Here is a 21,159-nt window from a genome sequence, read left to right on the forward strand (position 1 = left end):
AAGTGAAGAGTATTTGCGGAAAGTGAAGAGTATTTGCGGAAAGTGAAGAGTATTTGCGGAAAGTGAAGAGTATTTGCGGAAAGTGAAGAGTATTTACGGAAAGTGAAGAGTATTTGCGGAAAGTGGAGAGTAAATCCCGAAAGTGAAGAGTATTTCTCGAAATTGAAGAGTAATTCGCAAAATCGAAAAGTAACTCGAAAGTGAAGATTAACTCCCGGAAATGCAGAGTAACTCTGAAATCGGAATTTCAAACCTAGGACCGCTCGGTTCCAAATGCCACTGGTTCTATCCGAATTCCAAATAGGAAATACACGCATTAAAACAGTAGAGAAATTGTAATTCAGAAAAGAGGAGATTCAATGGAGATTAGACAACCATCGAGGCGAATTTCGCAGCGAGGTTTAAAAGTCTGGCGGATCATGGGAGTAATTAACTCATTGGTATTATGGGTTTTAATCATTATTTTAGGGGTCCTTACGTATTTTTTTGATTGGCCGATCTGGATTACAGCGGCAGGTGCCGGGCTCGTCATTGTCCTCACTATTTTGAGTATCTTTGTCATTCCTTCCATCCGATGGAAGCGTTGGAGGTATGAGGTATCCGAGCATGAGCTGGAGCTCCAGCACGGAGTTTTTTTCATTCATCGTACGCTAGTGCCGATGGTAAGAGTTCAGCATGTTGACACATCTCAGGGGCCAATATTGAAAAAATATGATCTCGCCACGGTCTCGATTTCAACCGCGGCTACGGTCCACGAGATCCCTGCGGTTGATATACATGAGGCGGAAGAGCTTCGCCGCTCAATTTCCGCTTTGGCAAGGGTGGCTGAAGACGATGTTTGAACCGAAACGGCTTCACCCAATGACGGTACTTTATGATTTCGTTCGATCGCTGAAAGAGCTCATCATCCCATTTATTTTCCTTTTTATTATTGGCAAAAATAAAATTGTGATAGAAGGGCCTCTTTTAAGCATGCTCCCGCAGCTCCTATTTTTACTATTCGTCCTTTTTATGATAGCTTCTATGGTTATCAAATGGCTACGGTTTACATATAGAGTCGAGGATAATGAGCTCCGGATAGAACAGGGGCTGTTTGTAAAAAAGAAAAGATATATCCCTTTTGACCGGATCCAAAGTCTCGATCTGTCGGAGAGTATCATCCACCGTCCACTCGGACTTGTAAAAGTGAAGGTAGAGACCGCCGGCTCTAGTGGAAACCAGGCGGAGGCAGAACTAACCGCCATCAAAAAAGAAGACGCCGAGACCCTGCAGAAAATCATCGCTGACGCCAAAAATAAAATCCCGGCCGATATTACGGAGAAAGCGGAGGTCCGCACAGAAGAAGATATCATTTATAAAATTACTCCGCGGCAGCTTCTTTTCCTGGCATCCACGTCGGGAAGAGCAGGCGTTGTCATTTCGGCATTCCTTGCATTCATTTTTCAATTTGAGGATTTTATTCCTTATGACAAATTATTCAATGAAATGCAGGAACTCGTTAAATCTGGAGTTGTTTTCATTTCCGCGGTTGTTTTCGTAGCCCTTTTAATTGCTTGGTTGCTATCCGTTGTAATTGCCTTTTTCAAATACAATGACTTTACAGTAAGAAAAGTAAAAGACGAATTGATCATTACCCGAGGGTTACTGGAAAAAAGGACAACGACAGTCCCGTTGCATCGGATACAGGCCTTGACCATCACAGAAAGCCCGATACGCCAGCCTTTTGGATACGCCAGTGTTTCTTTGGAGAGTGCAGGAGGCTCGTCTACGGATTTGGAAAATTCCTCAATGGTCCTTCTTCCGGTTGTAAAGCGGAACAAGATTGCCAGTATATTAGAAGATTATTTGACAGATTATGTGTTTGAAACCCATTTTAAAGCCGCTCCCAGTCGTGCAATGCGGCGCTATATGTTGGTAAAATCCATTATCGCCTTGATTATTGCAAGTATCCTCACCGGATTTTTCTGGCCGTACGGCTTATTCGCTGCTGTCTTAATACCTATCGCTATATTATGGGGATATGCCCAGTATAAATCTGCAGGCTGGGACATTAGTGACTCCCAATTGACAATGCGGTACAGGAACATCGAACAGCATACGATGCTTATGAGGAAAAACCGGATCCAGTCTATGGAAAAAAGTGTCAGTTGGTTTCAAAAGCGTGCCGATTTAACAGCGATAAGTGCATCAGTAAAATCAGGTGAAGCCTCCCGACAAGCGGAAATTGCCCATTTGGATGAATTGGAAGCTCTTGATATATACGATTGGTACAGCCATCGAGATCGGGCTACTGAAATCGGATAGGCCTGATTTTTATTAAAACAGCTCCTATTAAAATGCCTGCAATCAGGCCGAAAATGTGGCCAGTGATGTTAATGTTTGCTTGAAAAAAAGTCATGATTACACTCAGCGCGGCAATCGGCAAAATCACTTGCTTCCCTTGTTGTGGCATCGCTTCTTTTTTAAAAAAAATAATGGCCAGATAGATGCCAAACAAACCGAAGATGGCGCCGCTCGCGCCAATATGTGTGTAATAGGGCGGCTTCAAAATAAGCGTAGCAACATTGGCTGCAACCCCGCAGCTGATATAAATAAGGATGAACTGAATTCTGCCTAAAGCGCGTTCGAGAGCAGGTCCGAATAAAACCAGTGAGAATGAATTGAACAGCAGATGGGAAAAAGCGACATGGACAAAGATTGGTGTAACCAAGCGCCAATACTCACCTAGTTCGATCAATACGTTAACGCCGGCCAGTTTTTCAAAAATGAGCTTCTGCGGAAAGAGTGGCAGACGCATGGAAAGGAAAATGGCGATATGGATAGCTACAAGAGCCGTGATTACAGGATACAGGCGAATAAATTGCCGGATAGACTCCGTTCGGACAAACATGGGAAGATCTCCTTTCTGTTTGAGACTATTACCATTATATTATAGCTGGAGCTGAAAAGTAGAAGAGGGGTGCCGCGATGATTTTAGGGATAGGACTGGATCTTGTTGAAATAGAGAGAATTGAAAAAGTGATAGGACGCCATGCTCGCTTCTGCGAACGGGTTTTGTCAGGTAAAGAACTTCACCATTATGAAACCTTGCCTGAAAAAAGAAAAGTTGAATTCCTGGCAGGAAGGTTTGCGGCAAAAGAAGCATACGCAAAGGCACTTGGAACAGGGATCGGGAGACAGCTGTCGTTCCAGGATATAGAAATTTCGCCGGATGAGTCGGGAAAGCCGCATATTATTCGGCCTGTGGATCAAGGAAAAAGGATTCATTTATCCATCACCCATACAAAAGCATATGCCGCCGCACAGGTGGTGATCGAAGAAAACTAGGGGAACAGCTTTGCTGATCCCTTCATTTTTTCCGAAGATCATATTTTTATTTTATTGGTTCTAATGTATTGTTCCGGTTTATTTCCTCTAAAGTCTGATTCATGATTTGAAGATTGGACCCAATATATTAATGTAGGCCATCATTTCTTATCATCAACGTTTGTCACTGATAAGCAGGCGCTCTTCGCACTTCCTTTTCCTTTATCTTGGTTAGAGTCAGTCCATCCACAAGTCATTAAACGGATGCATTCTATTGTCCAGTTTTAGACGGAATGGGCTCGTGGTTGTTTCAGTTCTGCCAATAAAGTTAAAGAACAACTTCAATGCCAGGCCCTCTGGGGCTTGTTGTCCCTAAACCGGCCGCCTCCCCCACTTCTCCAGTTCCCAGCATCCAGCTACGAGTGGACTTCCTTTCAATAAGTCAACATCGGCTCCTCCGCTGGTTTTCTTTATCTTCAAAATCAGTCCGTCAGTATATCGATGAATAACCCCAACTTTCCGTTCCAGCTCCTAGTCCCTCGAGGTCATAAGCTGTTCCCTGTGGTGGCTGAAAAGCTGCCTCCTCGGAAATCGCCTTATGCTTGTCGGGGATGAACAGTCGCCTCCACTTTTCTATTGTCTAGTTCCAGCATCCAGCGACTAGCGGACTTCCCTCCTCTTTCCTTCGATAAGTCAACATCGCTTCACTTCGTTCCGCGTGTTTCCTTTATCTTGGTCAGAGTCAGTCCAGTCCGTACGTCGCTAAACGGATGCTTCCACTTTTCCCCTGTCCAGTTCCGGGCGGCAGGGGCTCGAGGTCGCTTCGGAAACATCATCGAAGGCAAAGAACGCCTTCACTGATGTTTCCTCCAGCGCTTGTCGCCCCTAATCAGCCGCCCTCCACTTTTCTATACATATTGTCCACGGTTGTCTCATATATTTTTAATGCGTCAGGAGAGAAGAGGCTGGGTACGGGAGTTATTGCCGCATTGGGCGGAACGGCTCGCGATTTGAATGGCAATGTTGGCCAATGATTCCTGGAATCCCTCCTAATCTCTTCTTTTCATGTGTAAATGAGACAACAAAGGGGTTGAAGGAATGAGAAAGGGGATATGGCTGGTTTGGGGGATTGTTGCGGCGATGCTCGTACTTTCGGCCTGTGGTTCAAAATCTCAGGAAGATGTGGCAAAAGGGTTAAAGGAAAAAGCGGGGGATATCAAGGGATATAAGGCAAAAGCGAAAATGACGCTGGAAGTCGGTAATGAGCCTCAAGTTTACGATATCGATGTCTGGCATCATAAGCCGGGAGATTATCGGGTCCATTTGAAAAATGCCAAAAAAGAACAGAGCCAGATGATCTTAAGGAATAAGAGCGGTGTGTATGTGTTGACGCCGGCCCTTAACAAGAGTTATAAGTTTCAAAGTGATTGGCCGGAAAACAGCAGTCAAGCTTATTTGTTTGAATCTCTTGTGAAGGATGTCCTTGAAGATAAAGAAGCTAAATTCAAGGAAACGAAAGAACATTATGTGTTCGAGACAAAGACACGCTATCAGAACAATAAGATGCTCCCAACACAGGAAGTCACATTCAAAAAAAGGACTTTAGAGCCAATTAGTGTCAAGGTGATGGATACGGATAAGAATCCGGTCGTCACTGTAGAATTTACAAAAGTGGATTTTGATGCCAAGTTTGATGATGATGCATTCGATACAAAGAAGAATATGACGAGTGCCCAGTTGGAAGTGCCTGTACTGGCAGATCTGAGCGGAAAGGAATTTTCAGTGAAATATGCAATGGCTGAAATTCCTGGTGTAACCCTACACGAAGAGAAAACGATGGAGACGGACAGAGGAAAGCGGGTCATCCTTACTTACGAGGGAGAAGATAAGTCTTTCACTCTCTTTCAAGAAAAAGCGGAAGTGATTCCGACTGCATCAATGGAAACGGTGGAAATGGCCGGCGAGATGGTCGATCTAGGTTTTGCTATAGGCGTAATGAATGATCATTCTATTGTCTGGAGCCAGGACGGTGTGGATTACATGCTTGCTTCCAAAGACCTGACGCAGGAAGAATTGATGATGGTCGCACGTTCGGTCCAAGGCGATTCTGTGAAATAGACCCTTCTACAAGAGAGGGTCTATTTTTTTCAAAAAATAAAAGGAGAGAGTTGTACGTTTTTTGAAAAATGGTATAATAGTCCCTAACAATTATAAATATTTTGAATTTAACAATAAGCCTGCTCTTTCATGACCTCCATTTATGGAGGGAGTCCCTTTTTAAGGATCGTCACGAAGGAGGTGGGCATTTATGCGGAAAAATAAATAGCAGGGGGGATGCCAAATCGGGGGCTCGGCACGTTTAATAATGAAAACGCTTCCTCATCAAGTCAGTCATTAAAGGAACCTTTTAACAGTCTGGGATACAAAGAGACAATCAGTTCTCGGCCTGTGTCTTTTGAATTGCTGATTTTGATATTAGAAAAAAGGAGCGATGTTGCTATGGGGATGATAGAAAAAGACCTGGGACCCAGCGTTCCGCCTCCATCTAAGAATAGTCTGTTGGAAAGATTGTTTAAATTGTCGGAAAGGAATACGAACGTCCGGACGGAACTGCTCGCAGGGCTGACATCCTTTTTGACAATGAGTTATATCATTTTTGTTAACCCGACGATTTTGGCTGATGCCGGGATTCCGAAAGAAGCAGCATTGGCTGCGACCATCTATGCGAGTGTTTTTTGTACCATTTTAATGGCACTATGGGCAAATTACCCTGTCGGCGTAGCGCCGGGAATGGGATTAAATGCCTTCTTTGCATACACTGTTGTCCTTGGTCACGGTTTGACATGGCAAACAGCGCTTGGAGCGGTATTTATTTCCGGCCTGCTATTTTTAATCTTGACCGTGACCGGTATCCGGCAAAAAATCGTGGATGGGGTTCCTGACGTACTAAAATCCGCTATCGGCGTCGGAATCGGTTTGTTCATCGCCTTTATTGGTTTTTCCAATGCGGAATTGATCATAGCGGATGAAGCAACAACTGTGGCCCTGGGTGATGTGACAAGCCTTGGACCGATCCTTGCATTAATCGGTTTTATCATCGCAGCGGTCTTAACGGCAAAAAAGGTAAAAGGGGCCCTTCTAATCAGTATTCTCGGAACAACTGTCATTGCCATGATCACAGGGTTTGTCGGATTCCCAAAAGGGATCGGAGACATTGTTTCGTTTAATCTGCCCAGTATGTCCGAGACATTTCTGGCAATGGACATTAAAGGAGCCATTGCTTATGGTATCCTGTCCGTCATTTTTTCCTTTACAATTGTCGAGCTGTTTGATAACTTGGGAACATTAATCGGGTTAACGAAGAAAGCCGGCTTGGTCAATGAGGACGGTAAAATACAAAATTTAGACCGCGCCCTGCAGGCTGATTCAATCGGTACAATGGCAAGTGCTGCTTTTGGCAGTACCGCGTTGAATGCTTATGTGGAAAATGCCACTGGTATACAGGAAGGCGGGAAAACGGGGCTGACTGCTCTCACTGTGGGGGTATTGTTCCTCTCGGCATTGTTTTTTGCCCCGCTGATTGTTTTTGTTCCTTCGGTAGCAACTGCTCCGATTCTCATCTTAGTTGGAGCGCTTATGCTTGGTGAAATCAAAAATATCAGCTTTGATGATTTTACAGATGTCATCCCAGTATTCCTGACGATTATTTTAATGCCCCTCACATACAGCATCGCCACAGGATTGGCTTTCGGATTCATCTCTTATACACTTTTGAAGCTTCTGACAGGAAAAGCCAGCCAAATCCATTGGATCATGTATGTAGTAAGTGCGGCTTTTATCATCAATTTTATTATGGGTTAATCCTATAAATAGAGAGAGGGAAACTGATTGACTTTTACAAAGGAAATGTTGAAAAAAAGAATCGATGTGGCGGCAAAAAGGATCCCCGCCGATTTAGTCATTAAAAATGGAAAGGTTGTCAACGTTTTTACGAGGGAAATCATCACAGAGGATATTGCGATAGTTGATGGCTATATTGCTGGAACAGGAACGTTTGAAGGATATGAAACAGTAGATGCGTACGGCAAATATGTTGTACCCGGCTTTATTGACGGGCACGTTCATATCGAGTCCGCCATGGTCATCCCTTCTGAGTTTTCCAATGTCGTTCTTCCGCATGGTGTTACGACTATCGTGGCCGACCCACACGAAATAGCGAACGTAAGCGGAACGGCCGGGATCGATTTTATGCTGGAAGCTTCAGAAGCCATTCCACTTGAAGTTCTTTTGATGCTGCCTTCATGCGTTCCTGCCACTCCATTTGAAAACTCAGGTGCCGCCTTGGAGCATTCGGATTTGGAACCTTATTATTCCCATTCAAGGGTTCTCGGTCTTGCAGAGGTCATGGATTACTCTTCTGTCCTTTATAAGGATGATAAAATGCTGGACAAGCTTATGAATGCCTCGGCAAAAGAAAAACACATCGATGGCCATGCGTCCGGCATTGATGCTGATGGAATCAATGTTTATATGACGGCAGGAATCAGGACGGACCATGAATGTGTTACGGCGGAGGAAGCTCTGGATCGCCTCAGAAAAGGAATGTACGTCATGCTGCGCGAGGGATCTGCAGCAAAAGACTTGATTAACCTCCTTAAAGCGGTAAATGAACATAATGCACGCCGTTGCCTGTTTGTTACAGATGACAAACATCTAGATGAAATAATTGATGAGGGCAGCATTAATTTCAGTGTGAAAACGGCAATCCAGGAAGGAATAGATCCGTTACTTGCCATTCAGATGGCTACGTTAAATACGGCAGAATGTTTCGGCCTTAAAACAAAAGGCGCTATTGCGCCTGGCTATGAAGCCGATATCTTGCTGTTAAACGATCTGGAGAAAGTTGAAATAGAACAAGTGTACAAACGCGGCAGGCTCGTAGCAAAAAACGGAGCTGTTATGCAGCCAGCCAAGACGTCAGTTGCACCGCTTCCCATTATCACTGACAGCGTCAATATACATCCTGTTTCGCTAGACGATTTAAAAGTGAAAATGCGCGAAGGGAACATGGCGAATATTATTGAAATAAGGCCAAAAATGATTGTGACCGAACACCTTATCGAGGAAGTGGATGTTACCGATGGTTATTTTCAGCCGAGTATCGAAAAAGATCAGTTGAAAATAGCGGTTATCGAACGTCACTATAGGACGGGTAATATCGGTTTGGGAATCATTAAAGGACTGGGAATTAAAAATGGTGCCATCGCATCAACGGTTGCACATGACTCCCATAATATTGTGGCTGCCGGAACAAATGACGAAGATTTGTTAAAAGCGATCCAGTTGACGGCTAATATGAAAGGTGGCCTTGCTGTCGTGGAGGATGGCAGGGAGATCGCTTCCCTTCCGCTGCCGGTTGCCGGTTTAATGTCAGACATGAGTTGCGGAGTAATCAATGACCGGATTCAAAAGCTTAATGAAGCTTTGGCGAAAATTGGCTGCTCCATGGAATTCAATCCATTCATCACTCTGGCGTTTCTTGCCCTGCCGGTCATTCCTGAATTGAAACTTACTGATGTTGGCCTATTCGATGTAAAAACTTTCCAACATATAGATGTTGAGGCTGTAAGTGTAAAATAGTGGAAATGTATGCTCCCGTTTCAATACGGGAGCTTATTTTTCTCCGAAATACAATCGTTTTGCGTTAACTCGTCATTAAATTTTTATAAAAATGACTTCAAAATTTATTTGACATATACGGGAGTGAATTGAATAATCAAATAGGAGTCAATTAGATTTCCTGGGGAGCGTGACTTTTTTTGATTGGCCAAACTCAATATTTTCGTGATACATGGGCAGAGATAGATCTGGATGCCCTGTATCAAAATGTAAAAACAATCCGTGACGGGTTGCCTCAGGAAACGAATTTGTTTGCTGCGGTCAAAGCAAATGCTTACGGGCACGGAGATTTTCAAATTGCGAAAGAAGCGCTGAAGGCGGGCGCGCACGGTCTTGTTGTCGCTTTGCTTGATGAAGCATTGGCACTCAGGCAAAAAGGGATTAAAGCACCGATTCTCGTACTCGGTCTGATCAGGCCGACGGATGCGGTGATTGCCGCCAGGCACCATATCTCAGTGCCGGTATTCCAAGTGCAGTGGCTTAAAGAGGCAAGCCAAGCGATGGAAGGTGGGGAACCGCCACTGAAAATTCATGTTAAGTGCGATACGGGAATGGGGCGTATCGGACTTAAGCATGAAGAAGAGTTGAAAGAAATTGAGCAGTTCATCCAGAATACGGCTGGATTTGAGTTCGAAGGGATCTTCACCCATTTCTCGACCGCCGACCAAGCCTCGGAAGAGTATTACCAAAAGCAATTGGCTGTTTTTAAAAAATTTGTTTCTGTACTTGAAACAGTTCCAAAGTATGTCCATGCCGCTAATAGTGCAGGCGCTCTTTGTCACGATGATTCTTTATTCAACGCAGTCAGAGTAGGGATTGCTCTTTATGGCCTTTGCACTTCACAAGAGAGACCAACGTTTAATAAGGGGAAACAAATATTCTCACTTCATACAAGAATTGTTCATGTGAAAAAAATCCAGCCAGGCGAGTGCATCGGATATGGAGCCGCCTACCAGGCAGAGAAGGAAGAATGGATTGCGACGATTCCGGTTGGCTATGCAGATGGCTGGCTGCGAAAGTTGGAAGGACAAAGTGTTATTGCCGATGGCCAGCGTGCTGACATTGTCGGTAGGATCTGCATGGATCAGACAATGGTACGACTTCCCCATTTTATACCGATTGGAACGAAAGTCACCCTCATTGGCGGCCAAGAGACAGGGGACTTTATAACAGTGGAAGAAATCGCTGAAAAACTTGAAACGATCAATTATGAAGTGACATGTACGATCAATTTTCGAGTGCCTCGTATTTATAAAAGAGGTGGCCAACAGGTTGAAGTCGAGAATAAGCTATTTCTCGGTTTGTAGTAGGAAAGCAGCTTGAATTGTCGAAAAGCAAATTTTCTATTTGGTTCGATTCTATGCTAACGACATCCTTCACTTTTTATAAAAAAATTAATTTATTTTGCTGAAAAAAGAAGGAGTTATGACAAAAAAGAAGAATTCATGTATAAGGAATTCTTTGTCATGACGATAATAAGGAGAAATGCTAAAAGATTGAAGCCACCGAGTCCAGTTTTACCAGAAGTTATTTTATTTGTCTTTTTTGTTTTTTAAAAGAATCTTAAATGTTCTTTGCACCGAGGGTGAATGATGTTATGATGGTATGTGGATTATATTAACTTGTTTTTATTTTTATAAAAAATGGCTTGTATTTATGGTGGAGGTGTAAGTTGGTGTCTGAATCCAGCGCAACAACTGAAATTATCATTCGTTTACCACAGCAGCTCTTGGCAGAGTTGGACGGATTTGTGGAACAAGAAAATGTAAATCGTAATGAATTTATCTACCGGGCTACAAAAATGTACATTCGCGAACGAAAGAAACGCCACATAGTTGAATCAATGAGACGAGGCTACATGGAAATGGCAAAGATCAACCTAGCTATCGCATCGGAGGCTATTCAGGCGGAATACGAGGCAGAGCATACTGTCGAACGGCTTGTAAGCGGGGGATGATCTTTTGGTCGTTAAACGGGGTGATGTGTTTTTCGCCGATTTATCCCCAGTAGTTGGTTCGGAACAAGGCGGAGTCAGACCGGTGCTTGTAATCCAGAATGATATTGGAAATCGGTTCAGTCCCACAGTCATTGTTGCAGCCATTACTGCCCAAATCCAAAAAGCAAAGCTGCCTACTCATGTGGAAATTGATTCAAAGCGTTACGGTTTTGAACGGGATTCAGTCATACTGCTTGAACAGATTAGAACAATCGACAAGCAGCGTCTTACTGATAAAATTACACATCTAGATGAAGAAATGATGGAGAAAGTGGATGATGCTTTACAAATCAGCTTGGGCCTCATCGCTTTTTAAGACGCTTTTTAGCGTCTTTTTTTATATCCTCATTCACCTTTTTTAGCATTTTAAACCTTATACATTGATTTCTGGAAAGCAGTTTTTTCTTAGGAACGATATCTAGTTAAATAAGGCAACCCTTCTCTGGGAAGCGGTTGCAAATATATGGAACTTTTTGCAAACATTTGTCAATTGCATGGCGGAATTGCTAAAATAACAACATGAGTGAAAAACAGGGCGTGAACAGGCAAACGATTGGAGGAAAAGTGAGTGAATGTCGAAGTTGCCGATTTTTTAAAAGAGCACGAGGCCGAGTTGCTCGAAAATTGGGTAGACGCAATGAAAAAGGGCGGAGACGACCGGTCGCTGAGTGTGATTTCAGATGAATTTTTTCAAGATATCAGCAAAGAATTTATTGAAGTTGCAGTTTCCAATATCATAGATTCAGAGAGTGGATTTAACCAGAAGGTTGAACGCTTTACCGAGAAGGTTGTAAGGATTGGTTGGGAATTGGCTTTTTTAATGGACGGTCTCAGTACGTTAAAGGGTCTTATCTTGGGGTTGATGCGAAAAGAAAAGGACTACAGCAGTGAAGAGACGGTAGAATTGATCACCGAGATTGATCGCTGGGTTGCCCCAATGACTAAACAAATCGTTGAATCTTATTCAAATAATTGGGAGAAAATAGTTTCCCTCCAAAAGGTTGCCCTTCAAGAATTGTCAGCACCTTTGATACCTGTATTTGAAAAAATATCTGTAATGCCGCTTGTGGGAACAATTGATACTGAAAGAGCGAGACTGATTATGGAAAATTTGCTCTCGGGAGTGGTCAAACATCGATCGGAAGTTGTTTTAATTGATATAACCGGAGTTCCAGTTGTCGACACAATGGTTGCACATCATATCATTCAGGCAGCGGATGCCGTAAGACTTGTGGGTTCAAGATGCATGCTTGTAGGAATTCGTCCGGAAATTGCACAAACGATTGTCAATCTCGGCATCCACCTTAATCAGATTACTACGACCAGCACCCTTCAGAAAGGGATTGAAAAAGCATTGGAGTTCACAAATAGAAAAATTGTGGCGCTTAAGGAGGGTTCAGATTGAGGATACCAATCTTAAAGCTACGGGATTGTTTGCTAGTTTCTATTCAATGGGAATTGGATGATCAAACTGCGCTTTCATTTCAGGAGGATCTTTTACAAAAGATTCATATGACAAATGCCCGTGGTGTTGTCATTGACATTACATCCATTGATTTTATTGACTCTTTCATTGCCAAGGTTTTGGGTGATGTGATGGAAATGTCAAAATTGATGGGTGCAAAGGTGGTCATTACTGGAATACAGCCCGCGGTGGCCATCACGTTGATTGAATTAGGAATCAGGCTTGAAGATGTCATGACTGCTCTTGATTTGGAGAACGGATTGGATAAATTACAACAGGAACTGGGGGATTAAGCCTATGGAGCTGCAGTCCTTCGTAAAAATATTAAATGAATGGGACATCGTAGCAGTTCGCCAATTAGGCAGAAATGCAGCGAAAGAGCTGGGCTTTGGGGTAGTGGACCAAGCAAGAATAACAACTGCCATCAGCGAATTGGCCCGAAACATATTTTTATATGCCGGTGATGGTAAAGTGACCATTGATAAGGTATTTTCTGATGGAAAAAAGGGATTGAAAATAATCGCAGAGGATGAAGGGCCGGGGATAGCGGACATTCGAAAAGTGATGGAAGACGGATATTCTACTTCCGGAGGACTGGGAGCCGGTCTTCCGGGGGTAAAACGGCTGATGGATGAGTTTGACGTTCAATCACAAGTTGGAAAGGGTACAGTTATTACTGCTATCAAGTGGCTCCGATAAAAGGAGTGGGTTGAGTGGACTTTTGGGAGACGATTGAACCGAAATACAAAGATATTATCAAAAAATATTTGATTGATAAAGATGAGAAGGTCCTTTATCAAGGACAGAAATTAAGCCGCAAGCTGATTGAGCATCATATTGCACCTGAGGAAATTGTCAGCCTTCACAAGGCGATTATGATGGAGGGGGATAATTCCTCCGAACAACTGCTGGATTCATTTGATGTCCTTCTGGAAGTGATGATGGCATATGGGCTTGCCTACAGGGAGCATCAAAGCCTCAGAACCAAGCAAATGGCACTGAAAAATGAAATTGAAGTGGCGGCCAGCATGCAGCAAACACTGCTCAGGACGTCTATTCCCCAAGTGAAAGGGGCGGAGATAGGGGCCATTAGTGTGCCGGCGAGACAAATGAACGGAGATTACTTTCATTTTGTCATTGATGATGATCAAAATGTCGGGATAGCGATTGCGGACGTCATCGGAAAAGGGATCCCTGCTGCATTGTCCATGTCGATGATCAAATATGCGATGGATAGTTTGCCGGAAAATCAACTTCGGCCAGGTTCGATACTCAGGAGCTTAAACCGGGTGGTCGAAAGTAATGTCGATCCGAGTATGTTCATTACGATGTGTTTTGGGGTATTTGACCAACGAAAACATACATTTTGCTACTCAAGTGCAGGTCATGAACCCGGTTTCTTTTATAGAGCAGACAATAAGGAGTTCAAGGAGCTGGAGGGGAAAGGATTACTGCTCGGAATCGATAAAAACACTGAATACCGTGAATATCAATTAGAGTTGGCTCCTGGCGACATGGTTATCCTTTTATCAGACGGTGTCACTGAATGCCGGACAGATGAAGGATTTATCGAACGGGAGGACCTTACAGATCTTATAAGGAAATATATTGATTTGCCTGCTCAGGACATCGTAACAAGCGTCTATAAAGAGTTGGAAAGGCTGCAGGAGTTTGAACTTCGGGACGATTTCACTTTAATCATTTTAAAAAGAGATACATAAAAATATGTTTGCTTTACCTCAAAGCCGGGTATGTGTAAATGGGTATCATAAACACTACATATTATAGGGGTGGGTAATGTGAATGTTTCTATAGAGGTAAAAGAAAAGGATAATACTTTTTTCGTGAAGCTTACTGGCGAAATAGATGTTTATACTGCACCGAAATTGAAAGAGAAACTCATGGAGGCCGCTAAGGGCGAAGGTGTCAAGATTAATATTGATTTATCGGGTGTGAATTATATGGACAGTACCGGACTCGGTGTATTTGTCGGTGTTTTTAAGCAGTTGCGCGCAAATAATGGAAATATGAAGTTAACCGGTATGACGGAAAGGCTGCAGCGGCTGTTTGATATAACCGGGCTTGCAGATGTGATGGACATCAATACCGAGGTGGAGGGTGGAGTATAATGGATGCAGCTTTTGATTATATCGAGATGAAGGTGCCTGCCAAGCCGGAATATGTCGGAGTCATCAGATTGACTATATCGGGTATCGCCAGTCGGATGGGTTTTTCATATGAATTGATTGAAGATATTAAAATTGCTACAAGTGAAGCTGTTACGAACGCGGTTCAGCATGCTTACAAGAGGAATGAAGATGGTGAAGTTGTGGCGGGATTTGCTCTTTATAACGACCGCCTTGAGGTAATGGTGTCTGATTCCGGAAAAAGTTTTGATATGAGAAAGATACGTAGCGAAACCGGCCCTTACTCCGAAAAGGAAAACGTGGAAGTCATGCGTGAAGGAGGATTGGGTATATATTTAATTGAGAGTTTGATGGATGAAGTAAATGTCCAGCTGAACCAAGGGGTCAGTGTCTTTATGACGAAATACCTCAAAGGGGAGCAGGTGGAGCTTAATGCCGAACAAATCTCAACCTGATTACAAGAACACTGACGTTAATAAGTGGATCAAAGCTTTTCAACTCCATGAAGACAAAGAGGCTCAAAACAATCTCGTTCTTCATTATAAAAACTTGGTGGACTCAATCGCGCGTAAATATTCAAAGGGCAAGTCATATCATGAAGATATTTTTCAAGTCGGAATTATCGGTCTGTTGGGTGCCATAAGGCGTTACGATGAATCATTCGGGAAATCGTTCGAAGCCTTTGCGATTCCAACAATTATCGGGGAAATAAAACGTTTTTTGCGCGACAAAACATGGAGTGTACACGTTCCCCGCAGAATCAAGGAATTGGGGCCGAAAATCAAGACTACCGTAGAGGACTTGACGAGAGAGCTTCAGCGTTCTCCGCAGATACATGAAATTGCTGACCGCTTGGATGTTACGGAAGAAGAAGTGTTGGAAGCGATGGAAATGGGAAAAAGCTATCAAGCCTTGTCAGTGGATCATTCAATTGAAGCGGACGCAGACGGAAGTACTGTTACTTTATTAGATATTATTGGAAACGTGGACGAGGGTTATGAAAAAGTGAACCAGAAACTTGTAGTGGAAAAAGTTTTGCATGTGTTGACTGAAAGGGAAAGACAAATTATCCAATATACATATTTGGATAATTTGAGTCAGAAAGAAACCGGAGACCTGTTAAATATTTCGCAGATGCACGTTTCAAGGCTTCAGCGCAGGGCGATAAAAAAACTGAAGGATGCCATATATGCTGAGCCCATTAATACGGAGAGCTCCACCTCATGATTCATTTCCAAAATGAGTGCCTTGAGGCATATGCTTTTCAAAGAGCTAAAGAAGGCAAAGCTTTTTGCGGTGACAGCTTTTACATGACAGCGAACAATGGTTACTTTCTTTGTGTTCTTGCAGATGGACTTGGAAGCGGTGAATACGCCTATGAATCTTCCCAAGCAGTCACATCCATTGTCCAATCAAACCCGGAAGAAGATGTCCAGACGCTCATGAACTTCAGTAATAAAGTACTCCTCAGCAAGCGTGGGGCTGCGACCGCCATATTTAAAGTGGATTTCCGCGAGAAGACCTTTGAATACAGCTGTGTCGGAAACATTAGATTTTATTTGTATACACCTTCAGGAAAAATGGTCTATCCAATGCCGGTGTCGGGGTATTTATCAGGCAGGCCTCAAAAATTCCGGACTCAAAAATTCCCTTACGAGCCCCAATCCACCTTTTTAATCCATTCAGACGGTTTTGTCAAAAATGATACGAAGCCACTTACAGACAAATACCAAACGGTATCTGCCATTGCCAACCAATTGAAAGTAAAGCAAATAAATAAAAACGATGATGTAACATTTATTATAGGAAGCCTGCTTAAATAAGCGGGTTTTTTTGCTTGTTTAGGACTTTACGTATTACGCAGTATATTGGCGGAGTTAGCCTTACCCCGTCGAAATCCGAGAATCATCAAGGGAAGATACAATCAGCTGATTTCCTATGGTTAGTCTAATAAGTAAACATAGCCGCCAATGGGCATGGAAATGCTAGTGTAAGAAGTGCAGGACGTCGTTGCTTGAGCCAGCCAAGTGTCACCGGGTAATCATTGCTGAGGCAAACTTCGCTTTCTGCCCTTTTTCTGTATTCGTCGATAAACAGGCACCCTATCTTTTATCTCGCCGAAGGCCAGGTACTTGCTCTTTTGTTTTTTACATGGTATTTTTGTTCACCGCGATGTTAAGATAAAATAATAGTGACGAAAATGAAACGAGGGATTCCGATGATTGATACTGAAACAAAGACCAATCACGATCAGCTCATTCAGAAGCTGGCAAAAGAATTGGAGCTTTCGAGCAAACAAGTCAAGAGTGTCATCACTTTGCTTGAAGAAGGAAATACAGTTCCGTTCATTGCCCGGTATCGAAAAGAAATGACCGGTGCGCTTGATGAAGTTCAAATAAAAGATATTATGGAGAATTGGACGTACATACAAAATTTGGAGCAGCGAAAAGAGGATGTCCTTCGTCTTATTGATGAACAGGGAAAGCTGACCAAAGATTTGAAACAAAAAATTACTGCAGCCGATAAACTACAAATAGTTGAAGACCTTTATCGTCCTTACCGGCAAAAACGCCGCACAAAAGCGACCGTTGCCAAGGAAAAAGGATTGGAGCCGCTGGCTGATTGGATGTGGGGGTTTCCTTCGGATGGAAATATTGAGAAGGAAGCAGACAAGTATGTTTCAGATGAAAAAGAAGTAAAAGATGCAGCAGAAGCCATCCAAGGGGCTCAAGATATTCTGGCTGAAAGGATTTCTGATGACGCCGCGGTCCGTCAATGGATCCGGGACGAAACATTCCGTTCCGGACAAGTGACTTCAGAAGTGAAAAAAGCGGAGCTGGATGAAAAATCTGTATATGAAATGTATTATGGTTACGAAGAACCAGTGAAAAAAATTGTCCCTCACCGGGTTCTTGCATTAAATCGCGGTGAAAAGGAAGGGATTTTACGTGTATCTATCAAACCGGATACAGAAAAGATCATCGGTTATTTAAAGAAAAAATTCATCAAGGACGAGTCATCCACTGTAGCTTCCGATGTGGCGGTGGCCATCGAAGATAGTTACAAGCGTCTGATTGAGCCGGCGATTGAGCGTGAAATCAGAAATGAACTGACGGCTAAAGCGGAGGATCAGGCTATTCATATTTTTTCCGAAAATCTTCGAAAACTGCTGCTTCAGCCGCCGCTTAAAGGGAAAATGGTTCTTGGGGTGGACCCGGCTTATCGGACTGGCTGCAAGCTGGCCGTTGTCGATGAGACGGGAAAAGTGCTTCATATTGATGTTATTTATCCGCACCCGCCAAAAGCGAAGGCCGAGCAGGCAAAAGAGAAGATGATCAATGTTTTACATAAATACAGCATCGAAATCATCGCAATCGGAAATGGGACTGCCTCCCAGGAAACAGAGCAGTTTACAGCCAATATTTTAAAAGAGTTAAATGCCGATATATCTTATATGATTGTCAATGAAGCGGGAGCCAGTGTCTATTCAGCATCGGATTTGGCGAGGGAGGAGTTTCCGGAACTGCAAGTTGAAGAAAGAAGTGCAGTTTCAATCGCACGTCGTCTGCAGGACCCTCTTGCCGAACTTGTAAAAATTGATCCCAAATCAGTAGGCGTTGGCCAGTACCAGCACGATGTATCTCAGAAAAAGTTGAATGAACAGCTCGCCTTTGTTGTTGAAACCGCGGTAAACCAAGTGGGAGTAAACGTTAATACCGCATCCTCCTCATTACTTCAATATGTATCGGGATTAAGCAAGACAGTAGCTAACAATATTGTGAAGCAGCGTGAGGAAACCGGGAAATTCGACAGCCGTGCCCAATTAAAGAAAATCCCAAGGCTTGGAGCGAAAACGTATGAGCAGGCAATTGGGTTTATGCGTATATTAGATGGAAAGGATCCGCTAGACGCTACCCCTATTCATCCGGAAAGCTACCCGGAGGTAAAGAAGCTGCTTGACTCCATTGGGTTGACATCTGCGGATGTCGGGACTGATAAAATGACTGAATCCTTGAAGGATTTGCCGGTTAAGGAAACGGCTAAGGAACTCGGGCTTGGAGAGTTGACTCTCCGTGACATTATCGAATCATTAATGAAGCCTGGGCGTGATCTGCGTGATGAACTGCCAAAGCCTCTCTTGAAAAAAGACATATTGAAGCTTGAAGACTTAAAAGCAGGGATGGAGCTTCAGGGAACCGTCCGAAACGTTGTCGACTTTGGTGCTTTTGTGGATGTTGGAGTTAAAGAGGACGGCTTAGTCCACATATCAAAATTGAGCAACCGCTTCGTGAAACATCCTCTTGATGTTGTTTCACTGGGAGATGTCGTCACCGTTTGGGTGGAGAACGTTGATGTTCAAAAAGGGCGTCTGTCTTTGACAATGATCGATCCGAAGAAGTAAATGAAGTGAAGAAGCACTGCTTAGGGAGAGCAGTGTTTCTTTCTGTAAAAAAACCAACATTGATTAAGCAGTTTAATTTGATACCGGTCTTTTTCCAAGAAGGCTTTCTGCATCTGGTTTTGAAACCAGACAGGCATTAGTCACAACCTCCTCGCCGAAATTTTTGGTAATATTATATATATGAAGAAAAGAGCTGCCGTGTTCGATTTTTTTGCAGCCGGAGGTAAGGAAATGACAAATGAACAGCTTCAGGCATTGACTGAAAAGATCTCTGAAACGCTTTTTTTGAAACCATTTAAACATCAGGCTTTCTTTAATCCGCGCCTCAGGACGACCGGAGGGCGCTACATGCTCGGGACTCACAACATTGAAATCAACAAGAAATATTATGAAGATCACGGGATGGAGGAACTGGTAGGTATTATCAAACATGAACTTTGCCACTACCATCTTCATTTAGAAGGGAAAGGCTACCGACATCGTGACAAAGACTTTCGACATCTTTTGCAAGAAGTCGGTGCTCCTAGACATTGTACGCCACTTCTGGATAAAAAGAGAAGCACTCCCGTTAAGCGGGTCTATGTATGCACAAAATGCGGACAGCATTATGAACGGCAACGTAGAATTAACACAAACCGATATTTTTGTGGGGAATGCAGAGGGAAACTCCAAGAGAAAGTTTGAAATTGAGTGATGTGGGGTACGGCTCGGAATGGATGAAATAAAGATTAAAAAATTCCCCTAGACCCCCTTGACAGCCCGACCTATAGTATTTATAATCGGAAGAGCATTCATACGGGGAAGTACTCAAGAGGCTGAAGAGGTGCCCCTGCTAAGGGCATAGGTCGCGTGAGCGGCGCGAGGGTTCAAATCCCTCCTTCTCCGCCATTTTTTTATGTTGGCCCCTTGGTCAAGCGGTTAAGACACCGCCCTTTCACGGCGGTAACACGGGTTCGAATCCCGTAGGGGTCATTAAGTGATTTCTTGGAGGAAAAGCAATAATGGAGGACGCTGAGTTTCCTTATTATTGTCTAACTGCAGGCGCCTATAGACTAACAGACTTCACGCCTCCTCCTACGATAAGTCAACATCGGCTCGCCTTTCAGGCTCACCGTGTTTCCTTTTATCTCGTTGGAGCCACTCCAGTCTGTGCGTCGATGAAAAGGCGCTTTCGCTTTTCTGTATGGTCCCGTGGTGTAGCGGTTAACATGCCTGCCTGTCACGCAGGAGATCGCGGGTTCGATTCCCGTCGGGACCGCTTTAAAAAATGCTTGCAATATTTTGTTGAGTTTTGTATAATTAAGAACTCGGAACAATGGGCTATAGCCAAGCGGTAAGGCAACGGACTTTGACTCCGTGATTCGCTGGTTCGAATCCAGCTAGCCCAGCCAAGAGCCATTAGCTCAGTTGGTAGAGCATCTGACTTTTAATCAGAGGGTCGCAGGTTCGAATCCTGCATGGCTCACTCTTCTTTAAAAAAAGAGAAAAAGATATTAAAAACATGTTGACGCATTATCAGTAAGATGATAAAATATATTTTGTCCTTGAAAAAAGGCGGTCGTGGCGGAATCGGCAGACGCGCTAGGTTGAGGGCCTAGTGGTAGCAATACCGTGGAGGTTCAAGTCCTCTCGACCGCACCAAACGATATGCGCCCGTAGCTCAATTGGATAGAGCGTTTGACTACGGATCAAAAGGTTAGGGGTTCGACTCCTCTCGGGCGCGCCATTTACAACTTTTTCTTTTAATCTATGAACGGGAAGTGGCTCAGCTTGGTAGAGCACTTGGTTTGGGACCAAGGGGTCGCAGGTTCAAATCCTGTCTTCCCGACCATAGAAAAAATAATGATGCGGGTGTAGTTTAGTGGTAAAACTACAGCCTTCCAAGCTGTTGTCGTGGGTTCGATTCCCATCACCCGCTCCAACTTCTTAAAAAAAGTTGTTGACATAATCACCGAATGGTGATATGATAATAAAGTTGCTCGAGAGAGCACTTCAAGTTTGATCTTTGAAAACTGAACGAAACGAAACGTCAATAATTTTGATTGAACAATGGATAAAATCCATTGCCAGCTTTTGAGCTGACAAACTTCTTATATGAGAGTTTGATCCTGGCTCAGGACGAACGCTGGCGGCGTGCCTAATACATGCAAGTCGAGCGGATGAA

The 21,159-nt window shown here is 43.5% G+C and carries 21 protein-coding genes, 9 tRNA genes and 1 rRNA gene; 29 read left to right on the top strand and 2 right to left on the bottom strand.

All coding sequences use genetic code 11. The annotated features are described in order from the left end of the window. Positions 1 to 359 precede the first annotated feature (359 nt). Together C509_RS0122500 and C509_RS0122505 are read left to right on the top strand one after the other, a co-directional pair. Complete coding sequence (locus C509_RS0122500; protein WP_018709199.1) at positions 360 to 842, top strand: PH domain-containing protein; 483 nt, start codon at positions 360 to 362, stop codon at positions 840 to 842. Next, positions 835 to 2,304 carry a PH domain-containing protein gene (locus C509_RS0122505; RefSeq protein WP_018709200.1) on the top strand — a complete coding sequence of 490 codons (1,470 nt, stop codon included), beginning with the start codon at positions 835 to 837 and terminating at the stop codon, positions 2,302 to 2,304. The genes C509_RS0122500 and C509_RS0122505 overlap by 8 nt, the downstream gene beginning before the upstream one ends. Here C509_RS0122505 and C509_RS0122510 read toward each other — a convergent pair. Next, positions 2,288 to 2,890 (bottom strand): rhomboid family intramembrane serine protease, encoded by a 603-nt coding sequence (locus tag C509_RS0122510; RefSeq protein ID WP_018709201.1) that lies wholly within the window; start codon positions 2,888 to 2,890, stop codon positions 2,288 to 2,290. The genes C509_RS0122505 and C509_RS0122510 overlap by 17 nt on opposite strands. 77 nt (positions 2,891 to 2,967) lie before the next feature. On the opposite strand from C509_RS0122510, the gene acpS reads away from it, so the two are divergent. The 16 genes from acpS (at position 2,968) to C509_RS0122600 (ending at position 18,995) form a co-directional block, all read left to right on the top strand. Next, the gene (gene acpS, locus C509_RS0122515; RefSeq protein WP_018709202.1) at positions 2,968 to 3,327 is read left to right on the top strand and encodes a holo-ACP synthase; all 360 of its coding nucleotides are present in this window, start codon (positions 2,968 to 2,970) and stop codon (positions 3,325 to 3,327) included. Positions 3,328 to 4,404: 1,077 nt separating this feature from the next. Beyond that, on the top strand, positions 4,405 to 5,424 hold the full coding sequence (locus tag C509_RS0122530; RefSeq protein ID WP_018709204.1) for a LolA family protein: 1,020 nt from the start codon (positions 4,405 to 4,407) through the stop codon (positions 5,422 to 5,424). 381 nt (positions 5,425 to 5,805) lie between these two features. Further along, positions 5,806 to 7,167, top strand: coding sequence for an NCS2 family permease (locus C509_RS0122535; RefSeq protein ID WP_026320035.1), 1,362 nt, complete (start codon positions 5,806 to 5,808; stop codon positions 7,165 to 7,167). Positions 7,168 to 7,194: 27 nt separating this feature from the next. Further along, positions 7,195 to 8,946 (top strand): adenine deaminase, encoded by a 1,752-nt coding sequence (ade, locus tag C509_RS0122540; protein ID WP_018709206.1) that lies wholly within the window; start codon positions 7,195 to 7,197, stop codon positions 8,944 to 8,946. 179 nt (positions 8,947 to 9,125) lie between these two features. Continuing rightward, positions 9,126 to 10,292, top strand: a complete 1,167-nt coding sequence (gene alr, locus C509_RS0122545) for an alanine racemase (protein ID WP_018709207.1) — start codon at positions 9,126 to 9,128, stop codon at positions 10,290 to 10,292. 368 nt (positions 10,293 to 10,660) lie between these two features. Then, positions 10,661 to 10,942 carry a CopG family ribbon-helix-helix protein gene (locus tag C509_RS0122550; RefSeq protein WP_018709208.1) on the top strand — a complete coding sequence of 94 codons (282 nt, stop codon included), beginning with the start codon at positions 10,661 to 10,663 and terminating at the stop codon, positions 10,940 to 10,942. A gap of 4 nt (positions 10,943 to 10,946) precedes the next feature. Beyond that, positions 10,947 to 11,297, top strand: coding sequence for a type II toxin-antitoxin system PemK/MazF family toxin (locus C509_RS0122555; RefSeq protein ID WP_018709209.1), 351 nt, complete (start codon positions 10,947 to 10,949; stop codon positions 11,295 to 11,297). A 252-nt stretch (positions 11,298 to 11,549) separates the two neighbouring features. Continuing rightward, positions 11,550 to 12,386, top strand: a complete 837-nt coding sequence (locus tag C509_RS0122560) for an STAS domain-containing protein (RefSeq protein ID WP_018709210.1) — start codon at positions 11,550 to 11,552, stop codon at positions 12,384 to 12,386. Then, positions 12,383 to 12,739, top strand: coding sequence for an STAS domain-containing protein (locus C509_RS0122565; protein WP_018709211.1), 357 nt, complete (start codon positions 12,383 to 12,385; stop codon positions 12,737 to 12,739). Before C509_RS0122560 ends, C509_RS0122565 begins: the two co-directional genes overlap by 4 nt. A gap of 4 nt (positions 12,740 to 12,743) precedes the next feature. After that, on the top strand, positions 12,744 to 13,145 hold the full coding sequence (locus C509_RS0122570; RefSeq protein WP_018709212.1) for an anti-sigma regulatory factor: 402 nt from the start codon (positions 12,744 to 12,746) through the stop codon (positions 13,143 to 13,145). A 14-nt stretch (positions 13,146 to 13,159) separates the two neighbouring features. Continuing rightward, the gene (locus tag C509_RS0122575; RefSeq protein ID WP_018709213.1) at positions 13,160 to 14,167 is read left to right on the top strand and encodes a PP2C family protein-serine/threonine phosphatase; all 1,008 of its coding nucleotides are present in this window, start codon (positions 13,160 to 13,162) and stop codon (positions 14,165 to 14,167) included. 78 nt (positions 14,168 to 14,245) lie between these two features. Continuing rightward, positions 14,246 to 14,575 (top strand): anti-sigma factor antagonist, encoded by a 330-nt coding sequence (locus C509_RS0122580; RefSeq protein ID WP_018709214.1) that lies wholly within the window; start codon positions 14,246 to 14,248, stop codon positions 14,573 to 14,575. Continuing rightward, entirely contained in the window at positions 14,575 to 15,048 is a 474-nt protein-coding gene (gene rsbW, locus C509_RS0122585; protein ID WP_018709215.1) for an anti-sigma B factor RsbW, read from the top strand. The genes C509_RS0122580 and rsbW overlap by 1 nt, the downstream gene beginning before the upstream one ends. Then, on the top strand, positions 15,026 to 15,820 hold the full coding sequence (gene sigB, locus C509_RS0122590; RefSeq protein ID WP_018709216.1) for an RNA polymerase sigma factor SigB: 795 nt from the start codon (positions 15,026 to 15,028) through the stop codon (positions 15,818 to 15,820). Before rsbW ends, sigB begins: the two co-directional genes overlap by 23 nt. After that, complete coding sequence (locus C509_RS0122595) at positions 15,817 to 16,416, top strand: PP2C family serine/threonine-protein phosphatase (RefSeq protein WP_018709217.1); 600 nt, start codon at positions 15,817 to 15,819, stop codon at positions 16,414 to 16,416. The genes sigB and C509_RS0122595 overlap by 4 nt, the downstream gene beginning before the upstream one ends. 395 nt (positions 16,417 to 16,811) lie before the next feature. Next, the gene (locus C509_RS0122600) at positions 16,812 to 18,995 is read left to right on the top strand and encodes a Tex family protein (protein WP_018709218.1); all 2,184 of its coding nucleotides are present in this window, start codon (positions 16,812 to 16,814) and stop codon (positions 18,993 to 18,995) included. 20 nt (positions 18,996 to 19,015) lie between these two features. On the opposite strand, the gene cmpA is transcribed toward C509_RS0122600, so the two are convergent. After that, on the bottom strand, positions 19,016 to 19,132 hold the full coding sequence (gene cmpA / locus C509_RS25870) for a cortex morphogenetic protein CmpA (protein ID WP_018709219.1): 117 nt from the start codon (positions 19,130 to 19,132) through the stop codon (positions 19,016 to 19,018). Positions 19,133 to 19,226: 94 nt separating this feature from the next. On the opposite strand from cmpA, the gene C509_RS0122610 reads away from it, so the two are divergent. The 11 genes from C509_RS0122610 to C509_RS0122660 form a co-directional block, all read left to right on the top strand. Beyond that, positions 19,227 to 19,679, top strand: a complete 453-nt coding sequence (locus C509_RS0122610) for a SprT family protein (RefSeq protein WP_026320036.1) — start codon at positions 19,227 to 19,229, stop codon at positions 19,677 to 19,679. Between the two features lie 113 nt (positions 19,680 to 19,792). Beyond that, positions 19,793 to 19,883, top strand: a tRNA-Ser gene (locus tag C509_RS0122615). A 12-nt stretch (positions 19,884 to 19,895) separates the two neighbouring features. Beyond that, positions 19,896 to 19,967: transfer RNA gene (locus C509_RS0122620), tRNA-Glu, on the top strand. Between the two features lie 213 nt (positions 19,968 to 20,180). Beyond that, positions 20,181 to 20,253 (top strand) — tRNA-Asp (locus tag C509_RS0122625). Between the two features lie 58 nt (positions 20,254 to 20,311). Next, positions 20,312 to 20,386: transfer RNA gene (locus tag C509_RS0122630), tRNA-Gln, on the top strand. Between the two features lies 1 nt (position 20,387). After that, positions 20,388 to 20,460, top strand: a tRNA-Lys gene (locus C509_RS0122635). Between the two features lie 89 nt (positions 20,461 to 20,549). Beyond that, a tRNA-Leu gene (locus C509_RS0122640) sits at positions 20,550 to 20,636 on the top strand. 8 nt (positions 20,637 to 20,644) lie between these two features. Beyond that, positions 20,645 to 20,721: transfer RNA gene (locus C509_RS0122645), tRNA-Arg, on the top strand. A gap of 28 nt (positions 20,722 to 20,749) precedes the next feature. Continuing rightward, positions 20,750 to 20,826: transfer RNA gene (locus C509_RS0122650), tRNA-Pro, on the top strand. A 16-nt stretch (positions 20,827 to 20,842) separates the two neighbouring features. Then, positions 20,843 to 20,916 (top strand) — tRNA-Gly (locus C509_RS0122655). Positions 20,917 to 21,085: 169 nt separating this feature from the next. Then, positions 21,086 to 21,159: ribosomal RNA gene (locus C509_RS0122660) — 16S ribosomal RNA — on the top strand; the annotation flags it as partial.

The sequence above is a fragment of the Siminovitchia fordii DSM 16014 = CIP 108821 genome (assembly GCF_000374565.1).
Lineage (GTDB): Bacteria > Bacillota > Bacilli > Bacillales > Bacillaceae_C > Siminovitchia > Siminovitchia fordii.